Here is a 21,857-nt window from a genome sequence, read left to right as displayed (position 1 = left end):
GAGGCGAGTCCCATGCGCGCAGACAGCTTGGCAAACACGCCCCGACTCAACGGCCGGCCCGAACCGCTCGCAATCGCAAAGCCATATCCCGCCTCATCGTCGCATCGGCGTAACGCGTCTGGCCGGGCGATCGCCTTCAGACTCATCCCATCGCGTGCTCAACACCTACCGATTCGCCACTGGCGGCGCGGTGATCATCGTTCTTTGATCACTCTCACCCCATGATATTGCCCCGCTTTCATGTCGCACTCGGACTTGCCCTGCTCAGCTCCATCCCCTCTCCCGCCCAACCGTGGTGGCGAGGTAATGTGGCTACGCCGGCAGAGGCGCGCGCCCAGACCGATAGAGCGATTGGCCAGCTCAATCCCTACCTCAACGCCATCGGCTACGCCCAACTCACCCGACGCGCCGAGCGTGTGGCAGCTCTGCGCACCCGCACCGATGCCGAACGGCGCCAAGTCGAGGTTCGTCAAAAAATAAAGGACCTTGTGGGCGGCATTCCCGCCCTTTCCGGCCCGGTGGCCGTTCAGACATTTCCCGGCTTCGACGACGAGGGCTTTCGCATTGAAAACATCGTCTATGAAAGCGCGCCCGACTACTGGGTGACCGCCAACGTTTTCGTGCCCGATGGCCCGGGACCATTTCCCGCGCTCATCATCGCTCCCGGTCACGGCGCCGGCAAATCCAGCCAATATTCCTGGGGCGTCAACTTCGCCCGCGCCGGTATTCTCGTGCTCGCCATCGACCCGATGGGACAGGGCGAGCGCCTGCAACACTTCGACCCCGAGCTCGGCACGTCCAAGGTCGAACCCGTCGGCGAACACGAACATGCCAACCAGAGCGCCTTGCTCGTGAGTCAACATATCGCCCGCTATTGGTTCGCCGACGGCATTCGCGGCATCGATTACCTCGTCCAGCGCGGCGACATCGACCCCGCCCGCATTGGCACCTTTGGCTGCTCCGGTGGTGGCACCGCCGCCGCCTACCTCGCCGCGATGGACGAACGCATCGCCGTCGCCGCCGTGTCTTCTTTCATCACCTCATTCACCGCCCTGCTCCCCGGCCACGGCCCTCAGGATGCCGAGCAAACGCTGCCCGGTTTCATTGCCGCCGACTTGGATTTCGCCGACTGGGTGGAGCTCGCTGCGCCACGACCCTACGCGATCATCGCGTTTGAAGAGGATTTCTTTCCCCTCGTCGGCGCCCAGCAAGCCCACGCCGAGGCCGAGCGCTTCTACGGATTGTTCAACGCGACGGATCAACTGAAGTTCATCCGCGGTCCCGGCGGCCACTGCAACCTCGGCGCAGTCTCGCCCGAACTGCTGCGTTTTCTCATCACCCACCTCGTCGGCCCCCACGCCCCCATTCCTGCCCTGGAGCCGCGACGGCCGACCGATACGGACGTCTTGAACGTCACACCGACCGGCCAGCTTTCGACCTCAATCGGCAGTGCCATCGCCGAAGATTTCACCCGCGCCGCCGCCGCCGCGATCCCTCGCCTGCAGCCCTTTCGCTCCGTCGAGGCTACGGCCCACCACCGCGATGAATTGCGCGACAACCTTCGCGCCCTCGCCGGCGTCGTTGCCCGACCGGGCGCGCCTGCTCCCGTCGTCACGACCGACTCAACTGCATCGCTCGATACCTATCTTCTAGAACACCTCACGTTCGCCAGCGAACCCGGCATCACCCTGCCCGGGCTGTTAGCGCGACCGCACCAACGCGGACCGCATCCGGTCGTGCTGTGGCTCGACGCCTTGCCGCTGGATCGCATCGCCAACGAGCCCGATTTCCAACGCCTCGCGGCCTCCGGCCACCTCGTGCTCGCCCTGCACCCCCGGGGCGTGCTGGGTGAACCCGATCCGCAAGCCGATCGTCTCGCCCTCGGCCAATACATGCCGGTGCATCTGCGCGCGCACGCCGTGGGTAAGACGCTCATCGGCATGCGCACCGACGACACCCTGCGTGCCATCGACTGGTTGCGCCAACAACCCGACGTCTCACCTGACCAACTGACGCTCTTCGGCCCGGGAGCCCAAGGCCTCGTCGCACTGCACGCCGCCGCCCTCGACGACCGTATCACTGCCGTCGTCATCGAAGACACCCTCGTATCCTATCGCGCCGCAGTCGCCGCGGGCCTGCACCGGAACCTTTCGGAAGTCGTCATTCCCGGTGTCCTCAACCGCTACGACACGCCGGATATCCTTCTATCCATCAGCCCCCGGCCCGTGACCATCATCAACCCGGCCAACCCCATGGGCCAACGCATGAGTAACGCGGACGCCGCCGCCGAGCTCTCCGCCGTCCTCGCCACCGACACCAACCTCGGCCAACCTGACCGCGTGCAGATCATCCACCGCGACCCCCGCGACCCGCGCCCACTACCCTGAGGCCAAAGCGCAACGCCTGCGGCCGCGAGCATCAGGGGAAAATCACACAGATCAGCCCTCCGTTGGCGTTCCCCCCCGGTTGGCTCGCCGAGCCGTGGTTCCGCTTCCGTGGGAGGTAAGCTGGTGCTCGCCGCAACTGGGCGCGGAACTCGGACTAGGAAACAATCTTGGTATTTCCTTAGCTGACAGGCGGAGCGTGAGGAACGCTGACATTCAGCTCAATCGCAGTGGTTCCGATACCGACTTCAAGTCCAAGAAAACTGCACGGTTCGAACGCCGCCTGTGGGCACTGCAACCTCGATCCTACCGGATTTGACGTCATAGGTGTAGGCGAGAGTCCTGCCGTCATATGAAACTTCAACCGGCGAGCGGCTGGACCACGCGACAAATGCTCCGCCATCGCGGAGGGTGACGGCACAGGCTTTGGGCGTGTGGCGATCAACTCGCACCAGCGCGCCGGTGCTGTTCAGCTTGTCGCTCAGACCGATTGCGGCGAATCCGTTTTTGACGGGAGCAAAGGAAACGATTTCCCACTCCCCCGGTGCCAGCGTAATCGCAGCGGATGAGTTTCGCATCACGCGTCGAATCGTTCCAACACGGTGCGTATATTCCACAAACTCGTCTCCCGAAAGGCCCTCCACGTCTTCAGGACTCACATTACCTGAGAAGGAAAACGGAGCCATCGTGTCGTCAGTGTTCGTCGACTCCAGCGAACTAACCGGAGCATGGGCGTTGAAGATACCCACCACACCGCAATCGCGACTGGTGTTAAATATTTTGAGCAACGCTGGCGCGACCGTGGGGTCGACAAACAAGCCGTCGCGCGTAACCCGCCCCGGGCCATCCGCCCGCAGAACCGTGCCGTCGGACAGCACCAGTTTTCGCAGCAACGTGGCGTCATGTTGACCTGGTTGATCGGAGACATAAACGGGTCCGCCGGAAATCGCGCGCGCCGCCGCATGGAAGGAGCCGAAAGAGTGTTTCGATTGAAACATGTCCCAATCCACCGGCATGAACTCGCCAAACCAGAGTGCGGTCTGCGCGTTGTTATAAACATGAGCACCGTGCGTTTCGGGGCGCAGCGGCCAGAAATCATCGGAGGTGCGCATCGTGCCGGAACGACTAAGATACAGTCCCTCGGGCGTGCACGACATGCAGTTAATCATGCGACCATCAAAGTTTCGCGCCACCGCCGACTCCAGAGCGGTGCGACAGGCTTGGGCCAGCGCCACACGTCCGCCTTGTCCGGCGGAGACGGCTTCCAACGCCGCCTGGTTGTCGACCTTAACTCCATCAATTCCCTGGGCGCGAAGACAGCGATGAAAGTCGTCATAAAAACGACCGACCGCCTCGGCCGATGGCACTCCCACCAATGCTCCGAACTGCCCGTCATTCGCATCGGGGGTTTCGGCGAGCACACCGGGCCCAAAGGCGCGCGTCACAGTGCGCGTGGCATAACCCGGCAAAGCATCGTCGCAAACGCCACCCCAGTATCCCAGCAACGCATGCCACACAAAAAACTGCTGCACTTTGAACTCAGTTTTAGCGGTCGTGACCACAGCGCTGAGATCATGGTCAAACTGCTCGTTGGCTTCGAAGCTGATGAGGCGTTCTTCTCCGGTCGCGGTTTGACGGATGGATTGCCAGCCATCGTCCAACACCAGGAGACGAGGCTCGACGCCGATAGCGGCAAAGGCCGCCAAACCCGCCCGAATCTTCGCGGGAGTCACCTCACGATAAAATGCGTCCCACGTGCACCATCCAAACAGATCCATGAAATCGGGCAAATTTTCTGCGCTGGGACGAGGACGTTGACCGTGCGACTGCTTCACGGCTTCCGCCGCAACAGCAAGCAACGCGAAAGGATCGTCACCCGTCGCCGCAAACAGCGCGGCACCGTGCGAGATCGCGACGGCAGGATCGCCGCTTTCGCCTACGACCACCAAACCTCCCTCGTGGCTGCGAAGCGTAAAACTTGCGCGACGATCCAGCAGCGGCACCAGCACAACAAACGATCCGTCACCACGCTCCGCGAGTATCCACAATGTGGATGCTTTTACTTCCGCAGTGGATGTTCCGTTGACCGGATGGACCCAGAATGGTCCCCGCCGGGCAGAACTGGTGAAGCGCTTAAGTCCGTCGATGCGGCCAAGAGGAATTTCAACCAACGGGGCCGGCCGAGCCACAGTAGCATGCAGGAAAACGCCGGACTCGATCTCGTCGGACCGCGCTGCCCAACCGGTGCCCGGCATGTCGGTGACGACCAGTGAGTCGGCAATGAACAAGGCTCCCTTGGTTAACCCGGTGAAATGACGAGAGGGCGAGGGATTTACCGTCGCTTCGTCGATTTCCGTCGCAGAAACCGGCCCCGAATCATCGGGCTCAGTCATGATGGCAAGCCCCGGAAATTCTCGGTTTCGAGTGAGGAAGGCGTTTCAACGTCGGCACTTTAATAGTGGTGAATGAAGGCATAAATTCAGCGCCCTGAACCGATCGACTCGCGAGCAGGGCAAAAGCGGTGCGGCGCATCAGGGCGCAACGGCGAGTGAATCCTGCAGGTTCTGGATTTTGCTGAGGGTGGCGGTGTCCCCGGATTCACGAGCCAGATCGACTCCTGCGGTTAAGTGATCGCGGGCGTCCTGGCTGCCGCCTTGCTCAAGCCGCAAAACGGCGAGGAGGTAGTGAGGTTTCGCCAGCTTGGGGTTGGCCTCGATGAATCTTTGTAACACGCTTATCGCCTCGTCGGACCGGTCCGCCTGCAAGCAGGCAAGACAGAGAGATTCGAGCGCGGGCAGATAGTCCGGACGTAACTGGAGGGCCATTTCGAAGGCGTCCACGGCTCCGGCAGTCTGACTTTCGTGCAACTGCTTCATGCCGAGACGCACGAGATACTTCGCCTGCATCCGGTTCGGCTCCGGCGAAGATGGATCCACGCGAGCGGCCTCAACGATCCACGAATGGGCTTTTTCCAACTCCCCTTTTTCAAGATGAAGCTGCGCCAGCGCCAGCCGGGGTCGGACGGCCAAGGGCGCGACATCGGCAGCTCGTGCGTAAAGCGTGGCGGCATCATCTTGTAACCCTGCCGCCCAACGGATGTCGGCCAGTGCGAGCAGATACGTAAGATTTCGCGGACTCAATTCGATCGCGTAGGCAAAGTCCGCCGCCGCCGCGGCAACCTCGTCCGTATCCACGTGACACAGACCACGGAGGTGGCGCAGTGAGGCATCGTCGGGATTCAGATCGATTCCGCGCGTAACCGCTTTGATCGCGGCGGGGCCTTGTCCGAGCCGACGCCGTTCATAGGCGAGCACGTAGTGCGCTTCGGGGAAAAGGGGCGCCTTCGCAATCGCCTTTTCAAGCCACGGAAAAGCCTGCTCCGCCTGTTCGTCGGCCAGATAAACCTTGGCAAGAGCCAGCGCGACTCCGGCATTGTCCGGCTCCAAGCGCGACGCGCGCTCAAGCAGAGGGATGGCCCGTTCCAAATGCAGCGAGGTAAACTCCATATCTGCGGCGACCCGCAGCTGGGCCACATCAAAACAGGCTTCGCGCAACGTATCCACAACCGGATCAATCGGGTCGCGATGCCGATGCCGACTCACGGGCAGGCGTTCAATCTCCCGGGCCTCATTTTCCCGACCCAGTGAGCGATAGGCCTGCGCCAGCAGATTGTAGCTCGTGGAAAATTCGGGATCGATTTCGATGGCTCGCAAAAGCTCGCCGCACGCGGCTTCCGTATTCCCTATCGCCAGATCCAAACGGGCCAATCCGACGTGGGCATGGGCCAGTTGCGGATCGGCGTGAAGTGCCTTTTGAAACGCAGCCGCCGCCGCCGTTTTATCTGCGGTATAGGAAAGCAGCGCGCCCGTGCGCCACCACGCCAGCGCGAAGTCGGGCCGCAAAGCCGTAGCGACCGCGAGCTCGCGCAAGGCCTCCTGCGACTCACTACCCTGAGCATAAATGAGAGCCGACCGATAAGGCCAGTCGGGATTCTTGGGGTCCCGACGGCGCAACTCGTCGTAAGCGGAAATCGCCGCCGCCACAAAGTCGTTGGCGTGGTAAAACGTCGCCAGTGATGCGAGGAGATCTGGGTCCCCAGGCTGGCGCTCCAACCGTGCGATCCTCCGGCCGTATTCATCGCGAACGGTGGCCCGAGCGCCTGCGACGAGAGCCGCGTCCAAACGGAACGTTTTCGCCGAGAAATCCGAGGGCGCCCGGTCACAGCCCACCACGAATAGGCCGATCAAGAGACCACCCACGGCCCAGCGCATCGGCACGAACCGACGATGAAATAGTCCACCAAGTCGTGAAGAGGATTTTCGATCGTGTTTCATGGATTTTCTGGAACCGGGCACTGGTGTCCGGGGCGGGAAGACAGGACGGGGGACGCCCGAACGGACCAAGATCGGCGACAGATCATAACAAAGGGAATTTCCCCAAACGAAAGCAGTGACCCGATCTGAACCATTCGGTCACGTTCGCAGGGGAGTTCTATCCAACGTGGCGCACCTCGAAGCAGGAACCAGTGCCGCGCTGCGCAATGCCTTGCGCAAATGCACTCTCTCCGCGGATAGGACCTGCGACGCCCGAACTCATTCTGGAGCGTAGGTGTGCAAGGCATTGCGCAGACTGAGTGCCATTCGGCCTCCAGATGGTTAGACTTTGAGTGTGCGAACTCACATCACTCGCTGCGCGGTTTTTGTTTTCGTCCCACCCATCTCAGCCCAACCCCTTTTATGTCCGGATTCCATCCTGCCGACCTAGCGGTCGCCGTTCTCTACATTGTTGTCGTGTTTTATCTGGGCCTTCGCGGATCCCGCCAGTCGACGCCTAACCAGGAAGGATTTTTCCTCGCGAACCGAAAGCTGGGTAAGGTCTATCAGTTTTTCCTCAACTTCGGGAACTCGACCGACGCCAACGGAGCCGTCTCGACCACCAGCCTCGTCTATCAGCAGGGCGTTTCCGGTGTCTGGCTCGCTTTCCAGATGATTTTTCTGAACCCCTATTATTGGTTCATGAATGTCTGGTTCCGGCGCGTGCGACTGATTACCACCGCCGATCTCTTCGAAGATCGTCTCGGCAGCCGGGGGCTCGCGCGCTTCTACGCCCTCTTCCAATGTCTGAGCGCCGTGGTCATCGTCATTGGATTCGGCAACTTGGTGACCTACAAAATATTCACCGCTTTGGTTGTGACTCCCGAAGCGCGATGGAGCATCGAAGAACGTGCTTCGGTCGAAGACTACCGTGAACTGCGACACTACGAGCAGGCGTTGACGACCCGGGATTTGGCGGACTTCGCCGCGTCCGATCAGGAGAAGATCGCGAGGCTCCGCGAACGCATGGCTCGGGGAGAGTTGCACAACTCGATCTCTCCGGTTGATCCGCTCGCTTTCTACATCGTCTATACGGTGATCGTCGGCGCGTATGTGGTGCTCGGTGGCATGGCGGCTACAGCGGCGAACGAAGTTTTTCAAAGCCTCCTCATTGTCGCTTTTTCGGTGATTCTCATCCCGCTGGGCATGCAGGCGGCCGGAGGTGTCGCCGCCTTCAGCAGCAAAGTCCCCGCTGCGATGTTTGAACTGCTTCGAGAAGACGGACCCTCCCGCCACATCACGGCGTTTGTGCTGGTCGGGATACTCGCCAACACGCTCGTCATGATCAACGGCATCTCCGGCAACATGGCCATCGGCGGTTCCGCGCGAAACGAATTTGCCGCTCGCTTCGGTGCGGTCAGCGGCACTTTCGCCAAACGCCTGATGATAATCCTGTGGGCCTTTTCCGGTCTCGTCGCCGTGGCTCTCTATCAAGGCACGGACGCACTCGCGGATCCCGACATGGCGTGGGGCACGATGTCGCGACAACTGCTCGGCCCGGGGTTACTGGGATTGATGGTGGTCGGCGTGCTGGCCGCCAATATGTCGACGCTCGCCGCCCAATCGATGGCCGTCTCCGCCCTGTTCGTGCGCAATGTCTACCTGCCTTGGCGACCTCACGCCTCTGAACGTGAATGCGTGGTGGCGGGACGCCTGGCGATCACGGCCGCGTTGACCCTGGGGGTGCTGGCCGCCGTCAATATGAACGACGTGTTCGCGATGCTTCAGTTCATGCTCACGATCAACGTGCCGTTCGGGGCCGCTGTCATGCTGATGTTTTTCTGGCGACGCCTGAGCGTGCCCGCTGTCTGGATCGCGGTCGTCACGGCCGTGCTCTTCAACACCATTGCCCCGGTCGTGCTGCCACAGCTCGATGCCATCCGCACTCATCCCGACCTGGTGGAGCGAACGGTGGACGACGCCGGTCGCTTCTCTCCCGTCTATTTCGAATCGGTGGTCCGGAGCCAACCGTCCGACGAATCCAGTCCGCTCATCGGGAGTGGACGCCTGCACACCGAACTCTGTCTGCTTCGACTGTTCGGGGTCGCGGTGCCGGAAATGTCTCCGAGCAATCGGTTCGCGGCCCGGCTCCTGATTGCCGCGATCACTCCCTTTGTTTTTCTACTAACGATCAGCTTCCTCACTCATGCCCCGGACCCTCGTCGGCTTGATCGCTTCTTTGCCAAGATGAAAACGCCGGTCGGCACGGATCCTTCGACTGAAGCAGCCGCGATCGAGGCTTCGGTGCGCAATCCGCACCGCTTTGACCACCTCAAACTGTTTCCCCGTTCATCGTGGGAATTTACCAAGTGGAATCGGGAAGACCTCGTTGGGTTCCTGATTTGTTGCGCCCTTTCCGGCAACATCATTCTCCTGTTTTGGGGACTGCTCCGCTGGGCCGCCCCTTGACCCGCGGTTCGCCGCTCGGCCTCTCCCGCCCGCCCCGGCCAAGCGCATCCCCGGGTCCCCTTCGCGCAAGGCGTTGCGCATTGGCGGAGTTGTTTCTCTATCGTAAATTTCACTCTTAGGGCGAGCACGCGAACGTCGAATTCGACGTGTCGCGTGCCGGACGCCATTCGCGTCTCCATTGTCACCCTAACCCAAGAATGTAATGAACTACCTCCATGCGCCGCGCTTCCGGCGGCAACGCGGCGTATCCCACGCCATCACCTCGCTTTTGAGCATATGCATCCTCGCTCTTCCCGCCCTGGCGCAAACCACTCCGCCGGCAGGCGAAGAAGACGTGGTGGAATTGAGCCCCTTCACGGTCACCACGTCCAACGACCACGGCTACATGGCCAACTCGACCCTAGCCGGAAGTCGCACCAACACCGAGCTAAAGGACATCGCCAACCCGCTCGACATCATCACCAAGGAATTGATTGCCGACATGGCCGTTGAGGACATCCAGGACCTCACGCTCTTCGCCAACGGCGTCTCCCCCAATGCGGCTGGCGACTACAACTCCGACGGTCAGGAGCGCGAAGTCTGGAACTATAACTACATGGAGATTCGCGGATTCAAAGTCGGCTCCGCCACCCGCAACTTCATGGATCTCAACGCCCAGTTCGAGGCCTACAACTCGGAACGAGTCGAGTTTTCCAAAGGACCAAACTCCATCCTCTTCGGTGCCGGCAGCCCCGGCGGCACCACTAACTATGCGACCAAGGTCGCTGGTCTTCAGCGCAACGCCTACTCCATTCAACATCGCACCGACGACCTCGGCAGCCAACGCGTGAGCGTTGACCTCAATCAAGTCATCGCACCAGACACCCTGGGCCTGCGCCTGAACGCCTTGTGGGAGGACCAAAACTTCTATCGGCACCCCGCCTACGAGACGCAACATGCCTGGAATTTGACGGGCAAATGGAAACCGACCCCCGACACCACGGTCACGATCGGCCACGAAATGCGAGACTCCGAGCGCGCAAGTCCGCGCGGTATTTTCGCCGCGGATCGCGTCTCCGCCTGGCTCGATGCCGGCTCGCCGATCGTGACTGCGGTTCCGAGCAATAATCGGGTCGTCATTGGTGGCAGCGAGAGCCCTCAATCCGCCGCCGACAACGGCATGGTCACGATGAACTCCGATAACTGGATTCTCGATTCCGACGGCGTTTTGCGCAACACGCGACGCACGGCGCGGGGCACCGACACCTTCGCCAATGCCATCCGGCTCGATACGGTCGCCACTGGTTTTGATTTTCCCACCGACGTCTGGGTCGGAGGTCCCAACGGAATCAACGACAGCAAATGGAACATCACCGAGTTCAACGTCACCCAGCGCATTTCCGACGATTTCTACATCGACCTGTCCTACGGTCATACCGACAACGACATACGTCAGGGTAACAGCGTCAGCTCCTACCTCTTCGTCGACACCAACGACTTCGGCGCCAATACCCACCCCGGTGAACTTTACGCCGAATCCCGCCCGTTCCGCATCGACCGCGGCATCGACATTGACGACATCCGTGCGACCGCGTCCTACAATCTGCGCCTGACCGAAACCAACAAATGGCTGGGCGACCACCAGTTGGCGGCAATGTATGAATACAATGATCGCGAGGAGTGGATGGACAACGGACGGCTAACCCTCGTGCAAACGCCGGACGGCCCGATCACCGGCAGCCTGACGGGCGGGCAGGTGGCGTTTTATCTGCGCGACTATCTCAATCTCGCGAGTGGCAAGAACGCCATGTATGACTACCGCAACATCTACTATTCGGATGGGATTTCACAGGACGGCTATGTCGCCAAATTCCTGCGACGGGAATCCTGGGCCGCGCTGCACACCCTGACCAAACAAGACTCCGTTTTGGCAGTGTTGCAAAGCCGGTGGCTGCAGAATCGTCTCATCACCACTGCGGGCTGGCGACAGGACAAACGCGTGGCCTACGACGCCCCCTTCACCGCCGACCCGGTCACGGGAATGCGCATACCCGTCGAGGTCGACCGCGGCACACCCGACGGACGTGACGACCCGAAGTATGCGTCCTTCATCAATCCTCCCACCTACGTTCAAGGAATCTCCCGAAACTATGGAGCGGTTTTTCACGCCACCGACTGGCTCAGCTTCACCTACAATCACGCGACCAACTTCTCCCCGCGCACCGAGACGCGCGACCTGTATGGCGAATACGTGAAAGCCTCCACGGGGGAATCAAACGATTACGGCATTCGGCTCAGTTTACTGGATAACCGGTTGAGCCTTTCATTGATCCACTACGAAACAAGTGAGCTCAATTCGGTCACCAATGGCAGTGCGATCAATACGCCGATGAAGATCATGAAGCAGGCCGAGCAGATCCTCGTGGACAACGGCATTCAGGCGACGAACCCCCTGGATCTTGACGGCAACTTCACCACGGCTGATCGCACCGCCACGGGCGAGGAATTGTTGCTGATCGGCAACCCGACCCGCAACTGGTCCTTCCGCCTCTCCGCGTCGCGTTTGATCAACGAACAGCGCAACATCGCACCGGACATCCGGGCCTATTTCGCGGAACGCATTCCATATTATCAGTCTCAAGATCAGTCGCTGACGGCCATCGGCGAAAACTCGAACCTGGCCGTCCGCATTGAGCAGGCCCAAACCCAGTTCGCCCTGTTGGAAACTCGCGAGCGCGTCCGCGTCTTTCCCGCCAGTGAATACAACGCCCGCCTCACCGCTAAATATAATTTCGATAGCGACAGTAAGTTCAAGGGCCTCAGCCTCGGCTCAAACCTCCGCTGGAACAGCGCCCCCGTTATCGGATACTTCAAGACGGTCGACGGCGTTTTTGATGTCAACCGGAGCTACAAGGGGGACGACACGATGATCACGGATGTCTTCCTGACTTATCAGCACAAACTCCCGCGCGACATCATGTGGAAGGTGCAGTTGAACATCAAAAACATCTTCGACAACGACGACCCGATTCCAGTCGCGGCCATCAACGACGACGATACAGCCAACTTCAACTGGGTGCCCTACCGCTACCGGCCTCAGGATGGCCGCGTTTTCACCATCACCAATACGTTCAGCTTCTGAGCCAGCCGGTCGCCCACTCTGGACACCGGCGCGCCATCGGCGTCAGCACCATCAAATCGGTGCCGGCGTCCGCTGGCTGATCTCCCGCCGCTCCACCCTGTCGCCGTCACCAGCGCTGGGGAGGGGCGGCGGTTTTTGTTTCGATTGATTCATTGCCTTCACCCGTCCGGCCGCGACCAGCGAGAGACGAATACCGCGGGATACGCTTCACCAAATCCACCCCGCCGCGTGATGACGCGGGACGAGCGAAACCCCGCCCAACGAGGGAACCTCCGTCAAACGTCTACCGGCTCGCGCGAATTCCCGCTGCTCGCCGGACATCCGTGTAGGATCCGGAAAAGCACTGGTAATTATCTAGCGCGACCACCGGGGCAGGAACGGCCCACGGCAGATTCGTTTCACTGAGCATTCTGCCGTGCACGATCGCCTCATCGATCGCTTTGTCGATGTCGACCAATCGGACGAAACCGCTTCCGGGTTCCCCGGCGGTCAAACGCCAGGGCGCGTCAATCTCTCTAATGGGGAAAAACTCGTGCAAGGCATTAACGACCCGGGTGTGCTCCCGAGCCAAGTCGGGACCGACCACAAATTGGGATTCTCCTCGTAGACACCCGATAACGTTCTCCAAAACATGGAGCTTGGTCACGAGCGGATCGGGCAAGGCATGGACCTCCGTCGGGGCGTCCGCACGATCAACCGTGTATTCAGATTCGTAGCACCAAGTAATGCGACCCCGGTCGCCGGTCAGCGTGATCTCCGGCGACCGGTTCGCTTCCCCACAGTGCGTCGCGTAGAAATCGATCTGCACGCCCGATTCGGTGCCGATCCGCGCGTTCACCGTATCAAAACTCTCAATCAACTGCGTGCGATAAAGTTCCGCCTGAATGGTGGTCGCCTCAGCAGCGCTCCCCGCCTCACTCCCAGCCCAAAACAAGGCAAGCATGAGGAAGTGCGCGCCGGCGTTGTTCGTCGGAGAATCGAGCACCCAGGCATCGTCGGACGTCAACCGTCCGGCCCAATTATTTCGTTTGTAATAACTTTCCGCCCGCGGCCAATGCACGGTCACCGTGATGCGGCGCAGGGCCCCGATCTCGCCATCCAACAGGCGCTGCTTGATGTGATGCGTTGTGGGCACGTAAAGGTCCTGGAACCCGACGGCGAGGAGTCGTTTGCTGAGCGACTGCGCCGCTCTCATCCGATCGATATCCTGCAGCGTCGCCGCCACAGGCTTCTCCACCATCACGTGCAGGCCCGCCTCCAACGCCGCCAACACCATCGGCGTGTGCCAATGAATGGCGGTGGGCAGCAGCACCAGGTCGATCCGGCCGACCAACGCCGTCAACATGCTCTGGTAGTCGTCAAACAGGGGAACGCCATGGGCGCGCAGTCGGCGGCACAATTCTGCTTCCTCCTCCTGGTTGATGACCGTCGCGCCCACCAACTGGGCTCGGCCGAACAATGCTTGTTCCGCCAACATCATCAGGTGCCATCGAGCATATCCGGAAAGTCCGACAATGGCGACTCGCACGCAAGATCCAGGGAACTTCCGCGCAGCAGTTTCTGCCGACGGGAATCCGCAAACGGCCGCCTCTCCAGGAGAGTCTGAGGGGACGGGTGGGGTGATCGGTGGCGCCATGACTAATTCGGGAATGTATGCCTCTGGATGAAACCTTGCCTTCGCGCCTTCGCAAAGCGCGATCGGGAGCGTGGTAGGCCTGGAGTCTGCTCAGGATGCGCAATCCCTTGCGCAGCATTGATTGGGTCTGAACGCGGAAACCAAAGTCCTCCGATTCCCCCACGCGGCGAACGCGATTCACAAAGCGCACTCAAAGGGACTGGGCTCGTTGACACAACTGCACCGGCACACCCCAAGGATCACGCATCATGATCAACACTGATCCATCGGCGGGCGTGACTTCCTCGACCATTGTCGCACCAGCCGCATCGAGCCGAGTCCGATCGGCCCGAGCGTCGGCGGTGATCACCGCGAAATGAAAACACAGTGGATGCGTTTCGGCGTAGGCCGGAATTGAGACTGACTTGTTGTGATACAATTCCGCCACGCATCGCCCCGTGCTGTCGGCGAGGAAAAGGGTATGAGTCGGCCCCCCGAGGTCGCGCACGACCTGCCAACCGAAATGAGTAACATACCACTGCGCCATCCCGCGCGGTTCGGGCACGTTGAGTGCAAAATGTTCGAATATCATAGTTGAGAGAGGCGTTGGAAAAATTGCGGCGGCCGTCGCATCATTCAGTCGACGGCTTCGGACGGGGGTTCTGAGTGCGAATCAGAAATTCCGACAACAGTTGCACGTTCGCGATGAAGCGCTCAGTCGTGAACCGCCCGCCGTCGGGTTCCAGCCAACGACCAGCGGAATCCATTGCGTCCAGCGCATCGCGAGCACGGGCGGCCAGCTGATCCTCATCGATCGACTCGATTCCGTGCTCCGTTTTCGGCCGATCCTTTGGCGTCCATGGCTCCGCCCCGGCGGCGTCGCTCGAGGCGGCCACCGCCGCTTCATATGCGGCGATCGTGTCGGCGATACCGAATGCTTCCTCCCAATAATAACCCGTCTGCCGCTCCGCGCTCAACTCGGCCAACGTGTAGTGAATCCGACCGTCCCAATCCCCATAGATGGGGCGGTTGGTGTGCAGTTCGTAATAGCGCGCCCAGCGATTCTCCCTGATCGCCGATCGCCGGAACCACGCGACGGCGCGACCCGCCGCCTCCATAAAGCGCGGGTCGGAAAACTCGCGATGCAGATCCAACAACAAGCGCACCACCCCCGCGCTCTCGAAGGAACTGACGGCCGGCGGTTCGAACGCCCGCGCCCACGCGGGGTGCATGGCCGCGTCATATTGCTGCGCCCAGCCCGGCTGCGGCTCCGGCAGCTGCGCCAGCACTATAAAATCCGCCGCCCGCCTGGCGGATTCACGAAATTCCACCCGACCCGTTCTACGCCGGGCATCCAACATGAGCATGAGGGCGTCGCGAATGGTGTTATCGTTGAAGGTGTAGAAATCGAAGTAGTCGGGAGAAGGAAACTCGCGAGGATAGTTTTCGGGCAGGCTTGCCGGCAGGATCGGGTAGCGGGCGGGATCGTGGGGACGACCGTCCCAACGCTGCGACCATGCGCCATTCGCAAATTGGGCCTCCTGCAATTTTTTCAGCCCATATTCCAGCGCGTCACGAATCGCTTCGTCGCGCGGACTGGGCGCGGATCGGGCGGCATCAACAAATGCCAGAAAGAAGCGCAGCACACTCTGCGTATTATCGTCGTCGTAATTCGAAACATTCGTCCGCTCATCGTCCGAAAACGCGGCCGTCCCCACCTCATCACGGTAGCACCATTGCGAGCGTTTCGCGGGGTCGAACTCGATCAAGTAATCCCACCCCCCGGATTCGAGCTGGCCGTGAGTCAGGGCCAGAGCGGCCGCACGCGCCGCCTCGAGATGCGACTGATTCCCGGTCGCGGCGTAGGCGAGGAGCAAGGCCTGCCCAACCGACGGTGTTCCCGGCGGCTGCACCCAAATCTGCGAAGAGGTGGCGGGTTCTTCGCCGAAACGCTCCGTCAGGTCGCTGGAGTATTCCCACAAATATCCGCCTGCGGTGGAGATCGAGTTAAAATAGGTCACCGCCCGGTCGAGTGCGGCTCTGACCTCATCCGCCGCCGGTGGCTCCCCGGCCGCGATCCCTCGAAGCGAGACTAAAACCATCAACGATATGAATCGGACCGGTCGGACCCAGCCCGCCAATCGGCTGGACCAGGAATCCCACCCACCAAGCGCAATGCCGTCGGCCGAAAGGTTTGAAAATGCCATGGGAACCATTTCAGGGCGGGGTTAAAACCGACTCACGGCAAGGGAACCGCTGTGCGATTCGTTGCATGGCAGGCATTCGCGGCGGTGGATTTCCAGCGAGGCCCCGCGACATTCGTGCGGGATCATCTACGGGGATTGATCGCTCGCGGCGACAGTCACCTGCCTCACCGTTGGTCCCTCCACCCAAAGACTCGGAGTCAACACACCGCGCGGGATCTCGGGCGGACCGACGGCGTTGGTGGATATCTGGCTGATCAAAAAATCGACCGCCCCCTCTCCCACCCGCTCGTTGTCCTGCTTGATCCCGGCCAATTCGGCCGGCGCGTAATCCGCACAATCTTCGATGTTGAGATGAGCCAATCCCACATCTTCCGGGACTCGGATGCCATGCTGCCGCAAATTGCGCAGCACGAGCCGATTGGAGGTCAGAATCGCATCCGGACGAAACCGGTGCCACCACTCCACCACGTCAACATCGTCGAAGGTGAACAAAGGCGGGAGGGTGGTGCCCCCCAACTCGATGGTCAGCGTCGTGAGATAGCCCGCGCTGAAACGGTTTTCCACGATCCGCTCAATCCCAGGTTCTCCGACATAACCGATCCGACGGTATCCGAGCTCCCAAAGCCGGCGGATGGCCAAGCAGCTGCTGATGTATTGGTCGTCACTGGCATACGACAGGTCCGGACGTTGATAGCGCGTGCCCACGGAGATCACGGCAAACCGATTCAAATCAAACGGGAGGCAACTGCTAATCCCGTCGGAGTCACGCATCCACGACATAAGCACCGCCCGAATACCGCGGCTTTCGAGGATGTGATTCAGGCGGGATGGTGTCATCCCGGGGGCGCAGACCTGAATGCGTTCCAGCGAATAATTGCGCGCTCGGGCGCGGGCCAGCGCGCCGGCGTAGAACCCCCGCTGCACGGCGGACTGCTTCCACGCCTCGGGGTCCTCGTAGAAGTCCAGCCAAGCCAAGTTGCAAACGGGCGCGACCGGCCGATTCGTCCGCAATTGTTTCATCAATGCCGCCACCATCGGGTTCGGTCGGTAGCCGAGATCCGCCGCGATCCGATGGATACGGTCGCGCGTGCGGACTCCGATCCGGGGATTATCATGCAACGCCCGCGACACGGTGCTCAGCGAAACACCCGCTTGTTCGGCAATGTCCTGCATGGTGGTGCTGGAACCTTCCGACGGGACATCCGAGGATTCCGGGAGCGGTATGGAAACGGAACGTGGGGCAGTGGCCATTTCGAGAGGGGTTGGTCGAACGTTGCGAAAGCAGGGTTGCGCTGAGCGAAACCGGAATGGGCGTTACGGGAGGCACCGATGCCATTCGTGGACGAAGCATGAATGGCGGGAATACGTGGTCAAGGCCGTCGGTCCGACTCGAGCGCCTGATTGAGTCAGGTGAGGGGCACGGAGGGGGGTTATAGCATGGGTTGTCTCAGGGTGAGAATGGTAAGGGATTGGCTGAAGAGTTCGACGGCTTGAAAAAATAAAATCGTCTAGTCAGATACAGCGGAAACTGGAGCAGACTTTCCCGACGATTGGATCGCGATGATCGCCTCCGCCAGAAACGCCAGCATGATCCCATCGGCATACAAGGACTGCTCGCAGGGTCGTTGCAGGTAAGCCTCCATCGAATCCGGATTCGCACTATGGGAGCAATTGGCGACGCGGCCGTCTTCGCTAATCAGATCGCCCATCGTCTTCGAAAGTTGCAGGCCCCAATCAAGAAACGCGCGCGGGAGCAAACCACGGCGGAAACCCCGCAACGCCGCAAAACCAAACAGCGCGGAACAGGTGCTCTCGGGGTAGGCATCGTCGACCAGCGGCATTACGCGGAGCCGACCGTCTGCGGTTTTCAAACTCAACGCCCGTTGCATCGTCGCTTGGAAGATCCTCTCTGCTGATTCGCGCAAGCTATGGTCGGGCGGCAACCACGACAGGCCCTCGGTCAAACTGGCCACCATCCATCCATTACCCCGGCCCCAGTAGTCACCGATCGGGCCACGCAGTTGGCAGTGATACCCGTGAAAGAACAGCCCGATCTTCGCATCGTAGAGCGACTCCAGATGGATCTGATATTGGCGGCAGCCATCATCAAAAAGTGCTTCATTCGGCAACTCCGCGCCGTAACGCAGCATAAACATGCCCGCCATGAACGTGCTGTTGACCCACAATTGATGCCGATAGTCATCCTGCCCCCCCGGCCATACATGCGCCAAACCACCGTTGTCGGTGCGAGTCGCCTGATCCAAACACCACTCAGCGTATTCATCGCAAATCTTCCGATAACGCTCATCGCCCTGCACGCGCCAGAGGTATTCGACGATGTAGGCAGGCAGCACGTGATTGACGGAGCCCTTGACCCTACCCGCCATATTTTGCTCCACCCAGCTGACGAGAAAATCCAGGCAGCGGGCATCACCGAGCACTTCGTGGCAACGCATCACGCCCCACAATCCCACGCCACTCGACCAGTCCCAGCGGTTGATATCGAGATTCCACGCCCGGGATTTGATAAGACGTAACTTGTCGAAGATCGCCCACATCCGGTCCGCACAAGTGACCACGTTGGAAGTCTCCGACCGGTCTCCCCGGGCACCGGCACTGGCGCCTGATTTCCCCGAACGACGACCCAACTCCGCCCCCCTCTTCAAACCACTCACGGCCGTGATGATATCCGCCTCAGGGGCACCGCCGGCAAGACGGGTTTGGGATCGGGTGGCGACTCGCGCATGGAGGATAAAGGGGTAAGGGGAAGGTTGGGTCATGAGGCCCGGCGGAAGAAATTCCGCAGCACCAAAAACAGAAAGGAACGCGACCATCGAACTCCCACCGGAACGCGAACTCGACGCCCCCGTTGCGCAAGCCCTTGCACGTTCCGACCGCTCGCAATGGGACCGGCTACAGGTCAGAACCCTCCCGCCGCGCCACCGTCGACCGGGAGCACCACGCCGGTCACGAATCGCGCGGCGGGCGAGGCCAGATAAACGGCGGCCCAACCGATGTCAGTAGGATCACCAAGACGCCCGAGCGGCGTCCGTGAAAGGATCTTCTCCCGCCGAGCCGGATCTCCGTCCAACACCTTGGCCAGCATGTCGGAGGCGATCCATCCCGGCGCCAATGCATTGACGCGAATGCCGTGGGGACCCCACTCCGTCGCCAGGGAGCGAACGAGACCGACGTAGGCGCTCTTGGCGGCGGAATAAGCGACCACCGCAGACAGCCCGATAAGTGAAGTCATCGACGCCGTGAACAGCACCGAACCCGCTCCGCGTGCGACCATGCGTTTCCCCGCCTCCCGCGTGATCGCGAACGCCCCGAAAACGTGGGTCTGCAGCACGGCGGCAAATTCCACGTCCGTCGTTTCGGTCGCCGCTTTCTTCAAGTGCACACCGGCATTGTTGATGAGAAGCGTGATCGGGCCGGCCTGCGCCTCGGCGCGCTCCACCAGACTAGGAGCATCCTCCAAACGCGTGACATCTCCTGGCAGAGCAAAGGCGGTCGGTCCGATCTGCGCACACGCCTTGGCTAGTTCTTCAGGTCGGCGTCCCACCAGCACCACACGAGCACCCGCCGTGGCCAGACACTGCGCCATCGCCAAACCCAGTCCGGTGCCGCCGCCGGTGATGAGCGCGGTCTGGCCGGTGAGATCGAACGCCGTCCCCTTCAGCGAAGCGGAGCCATTTGACGGCAGGGATTTGGGCGGAGTTTCAGCAGGAGGATTGATCATGAGCAGGGAATGAAATCAGAGGATACCAAATTTCTGGAATGCCGCGGTCGCGCTGAGCCCGCCTTCGATGGCCTGGCGCACGGCCTTTTCTCCGCGCGCCTTTTCCAACGCACGAGTCACCACCTCGGCTTCGCAGGCGCGGGGCACGATGACGACGCCGTCGAGATCGCCGAAAACCAGATCGCCCGGTTCCACCCACACCCCGCCGATTTCGATCGGGCAACGAAAGGCGGTCACCGCCGTGCGAACCGAGGAATCCTGTGCGAAACGTCCCCGACTGAACACGGGCCACTGTTGCTCCCGCACCTGCGGCGTGTCCCGATGGAAGCCGTCAACGACCGCGCCCACGGCCCCTCGTGTCCGAGCGGCAGCGGTGAGTAGCTCGCCCCAATAGGCGCATCGCATCGCTCCGCCAGCCCCGAGATAGACTTCGCCGGGACGTAGATCGTCGAGTGCTTCCGTGAGCAAGCCGAACGGCTTTTCCTGCGGTCCGTGCACGTCGATCATCAACGCCGGCATCGCCCGTCCGACCACTGTCATGCTCTCGACCATCGGCTGCACTGGTTGGGGGAGAAACTGGTGGTAGCGGCCCAGCGCATCCAAGATGTCGCCCACCACCGGCGTGTAGAGTTCGCGTTGCACCAACGCGAACAGTTCCAAATCCGTCTGCCATTCAGGGTTTGTCATGAGGAAAGTTTCATCGGCGTGAGCCGTGGGCTCAGCAGATGGATGACGAGCAGGGCGACTAGATACGCTCCCGCAGCAGCAGCGAACAACGGCCGGAAATCGCCCGTCCATTCCAACACGTAGCCGGTGACCTTGGCCACCAGCATGCCGCCGATCGCCCCCGCCGCACCGCCTAAGCCCACGATCGAACTCACCGCGTGACGGGGCGCCGTGTCCGACACCAGCGTGAAGAGATTCGCGGCAAAGCCTTGATGCGCCGAAGCGGCGAGACCGATCAGCAACGTAGCGGCCCAAAGGTCAGAAACTACCGGCGCAATGATCACCGGCACGACACACAACGCGCACGCCAGCATGGCCGTCTTGCGCGCCGCGTTCACCGTCCAACCGCGCCCGATCAAATGCGAGGACAGCCAGCCGCCCCCGATGCTGCCGAAGTCAGTCATGAGGTAGATCACCACCAACGGCGGTCCCAGCTGCAGCAGATTCAGGCCATGGCTCTTGTGCAGAAAATCCGGCACCCAAAACAACCAGAACCACCAGACCGGCGCGGCAATGAACATGCCGGCAATGAACGCCCACGTTTGCCGGTGCCGCAGCAACTCCCCCCACGGCACACGCGCGGTCGGCTCACTGGGTTCGCTCCGGATCAGAGCCAATTCCGCCGCTGAAACCTTCGGGTGCTCCTCGGGGGCAGCATAGATCCACCACCAAGCTATCAGCCAAACAAGGCCCAACGCCCCGGTCGCGAGAAAGGCGACAGACCAGCCGTAGCGGACCGTAATCCATGGGACCACCAACGGCGTCACCAGCGCACCAACACTGCTGCCGGAATTAAAAATGCCGGTGGCCAAGGCGCGTTCCCGACGGGGAAACCACTCGCTCACCGCTTTCACCGCCGCCGGGAAATTCCCCCCCTCGGTCAGACCGAGCGCAAATCGCACTACGCCGAATCCCGCCACCGAACGCACCGCCGCGTGGGCCATCGCCGCGAGGCTCCAACCGGCCACCGCCGCCGCGTAACCCAGGCGCACGCCAATCCGGTCGATGAGACGGCCGCCAAAGAGGTAGCCACCGGCATACGCGAGTTGGAACGCGAAGATGACGTTGCTGTAGTCGATCTCGCTCCAACCCAGATCGCGTGTCAGTTCCGGCTTCAGTATCCCGAGGATCTGGCGGTCGATATAGTTGATCGTCGTCGCGAAAAACAACATCGCACAAATGCGCCAGCGCACCCGACTGGGTTTACCTTTCGGAGAGCCATGCGAGACGTCGGGTGAAGTTTGATCCGGAACGGGGCGGGGTAATTTCATGCGGCATCC

At 61.1% G+C, this 21,857-nt stretch carries 13 protein-coding genes; 3 read left to right on the top strand and 10 right to left on the bottom strand.

The window, feature by feature from the left end:
* The first annotated feature begins 221 nt into the window (after window positions 1–221).
* Window positions 222–2,387 carry an acetylxylan esterase gene (locus PXH66_RS20505; RefSeq protein WP_330932133.1) on the top strand — a complete coding sequence of 722 codons (2,166 nt, stop codon included), beginning with the start codon at window positions 222–224 and terminating at the stop codon, window positions 2,385–2,387.
* Window positions 2,388–2,632: 245 nt separating this feature from the next.
* On the opposite strand, the gene PXH66_RS20500 is transcribed toward PXH66_RS20505, so the two are convergent.
* Together PXH66_RS20500 and PXH66_RS20495 are read right to left on the bottom strand one after the other, a co-directional pair.
* Window positions 2,633–4,777: a Sip1-related alpha-galactosidase gene (locus PXH66_RS20500; RefSeq protein WP_330930020.1), complete on the bottom strand. Its 2,145-nt coding sequence runs from the start codon at window positions 4,775–4,777 to the stop codon at window positions 2,633–2,635.
* Window positions 4,778–4,915: 138 nt separating this feature from the next.
* Window positions 4,916–6,718, bottom strand: coding sequence for a tetratricopeptide repeat protein (locus tag PXH66_RS20495; RefSeq protein ID WP_330930019.1), 1,803 nt, complete (start codon window positions 6,716–6,718; stop codon window positions 4,916–4,918).
* A 402-nt stretch (window positions 6,719–7,120) separates the two neighbouring features.
* Between PXH66_RS20495 and PXH66_RS20490 the strand changes: the two genes are divergently transcribed.
* Window positions 7,121–9,166, top strand: a complete 2,046-nt coding sequence (locus PXH66_RS20490; protein WP_330930018.1) for a sodium:solute symporter family protein — start codon at window positions 7,121–7,123, stop codon at window positions 9,164–9,166.
* A 202-nt stretch (window positions 9,167–9,368) separates the two neighbouring features.
* A complete protein-coding gene (locus PXH66_RS20485; RefSeq protein ID WP_330930017.1) occupies window positions 9,369–12,287 on the top strand; it encodes a TonB-dependent siderophore receptor in 2,919 nt (972 codons plus the stop codon).
* A 283-nt stretch (window positions 12,288–12,570) separates the two neighbouring features.
* Here the strand turns inward: PXH66_RS20485 and PXH66_RS20480 are convergent, their stop codons facing one another.
* The 8 genes from PXH66_RS20480 to PXH66_RS20445 form a co-directional block, all read right to left on the bottom strand.
* Window positions 12,571–13,815, bottom strand: coding sequence for a Gfo/Idh/MocA family protein (locus PXH66_RS20480; protein ID WP_330930016.1), 1,245 nt, complete (start codon window positions 13,813–13,815; stop codon window positions 12,571–12,573).
* Between the two features lie 298 nt (window positions 13,816–14,113).
* The gene (locus PXH66_RS20475) at window positions 14,114–14,494 is read right to left on the bottom strand and encodes a VOC family protein (RefSeq protein ID WP_330930015.1); all 381 of its coding nucleotides are present in this window, start codon (window positions 14,492–14,494) and stop codon (window positions 14,114–14,116) included.
* A gap of 40 nt (window positions 14,495–14,534) precedes the next feature.
* Window positions 14,535–16,004, bottom strand: a complete 1,470-nt coding sequence (locus PXH66_RS20470; protein ID WP_330932132.1) for a pectate lyase — start codon at window positions 16,002–16,004, stop codon at window positions 14,535–14,537.
* A gap of 231 nt (window positions 16,005–16,235) precedes the next feature.
* Window positions 16,236–17,360 carry a LacI family DNA-binding transcriptional regulator gene (locus PXH66_RS20465; protein WP_330930013.1) on the bottom strand — a complete coding sequence of 375 codons (1,125 nt, stop codon included), beginning with the start codon at window positions 17,358–17,360 and terminating at the stop codon, window positions 16,236–16,238.
* 257 nt (window positions 17,361–17,617) lie between these two features.
* Complete coding sequence (locus tag PXH66_RS20460) at window positions 17,618–18,889, bottom strand: glycoside hydrolase family 88 protein (RefSeq protein WP_330930012.1); 1,272 nt, start codon at window positions 18,887–18,889, stop codon at window positions 17,618–17,620.
* Window positions 18,890–19,029: 140 nt separating this feature from the next.
* The gene (locus PXH66_RS20455; RefSeq protein ID WP_330930011.1) at window positions 19,030–19,851 is read right to left on the bottom strand and encodes an SDR family NAD(P)-dependent oxidoreductase; all 822 of its coding nucleotides are present in this window, start codon (window positions 19,849–19,851) and stop codon (window positions 19,030–19,032) included.
* A gap of 15 nt (window positions 19,852–19,866) precedes the next feature.
* Window positions 19,867–20,538, bottom strand: a complete 672-nt coding sequence (locus tag PXH66_RS20450) for an RraA family protein (RefSeq protein ID WP_330930010.1) — start codon at window positions 20,536–20,538, stop codon at window positions 19,867–19,869.
* Window positions 20,535–21,848, bottom strand: coding sequence for an MFS transporter (locus PXH66_RS20445; protein WP_330930009.1), 1,314 nt, complete (start codon window positions 21,846–21,848; stop codon window positions 20,535–20,537). The genes PXH66_RS20450 and PXH66_RS20445 overlap by 4 nt, the downstream gene beginning before the upstream one ends.
* Between the last annotated feature and the right edge of the window lie 9 nt (window positions 21,849–21,857).

It is taken from the genome of Synoicihabitans lomoniglobus, assembly GCF_029023725.1.
Classification (GTDB): Bacteria; Verrucomicrobiota; Verrucomicrobiia; order Opitutales; family Opitutaceae; genus Actomonas; species Actomonas lomonigloba.
The sequence above is the reverse complement of the archived record's forward strand: the minus strand, read 5'-3'. Positions and strand labels throughout refer to the sequence as shown.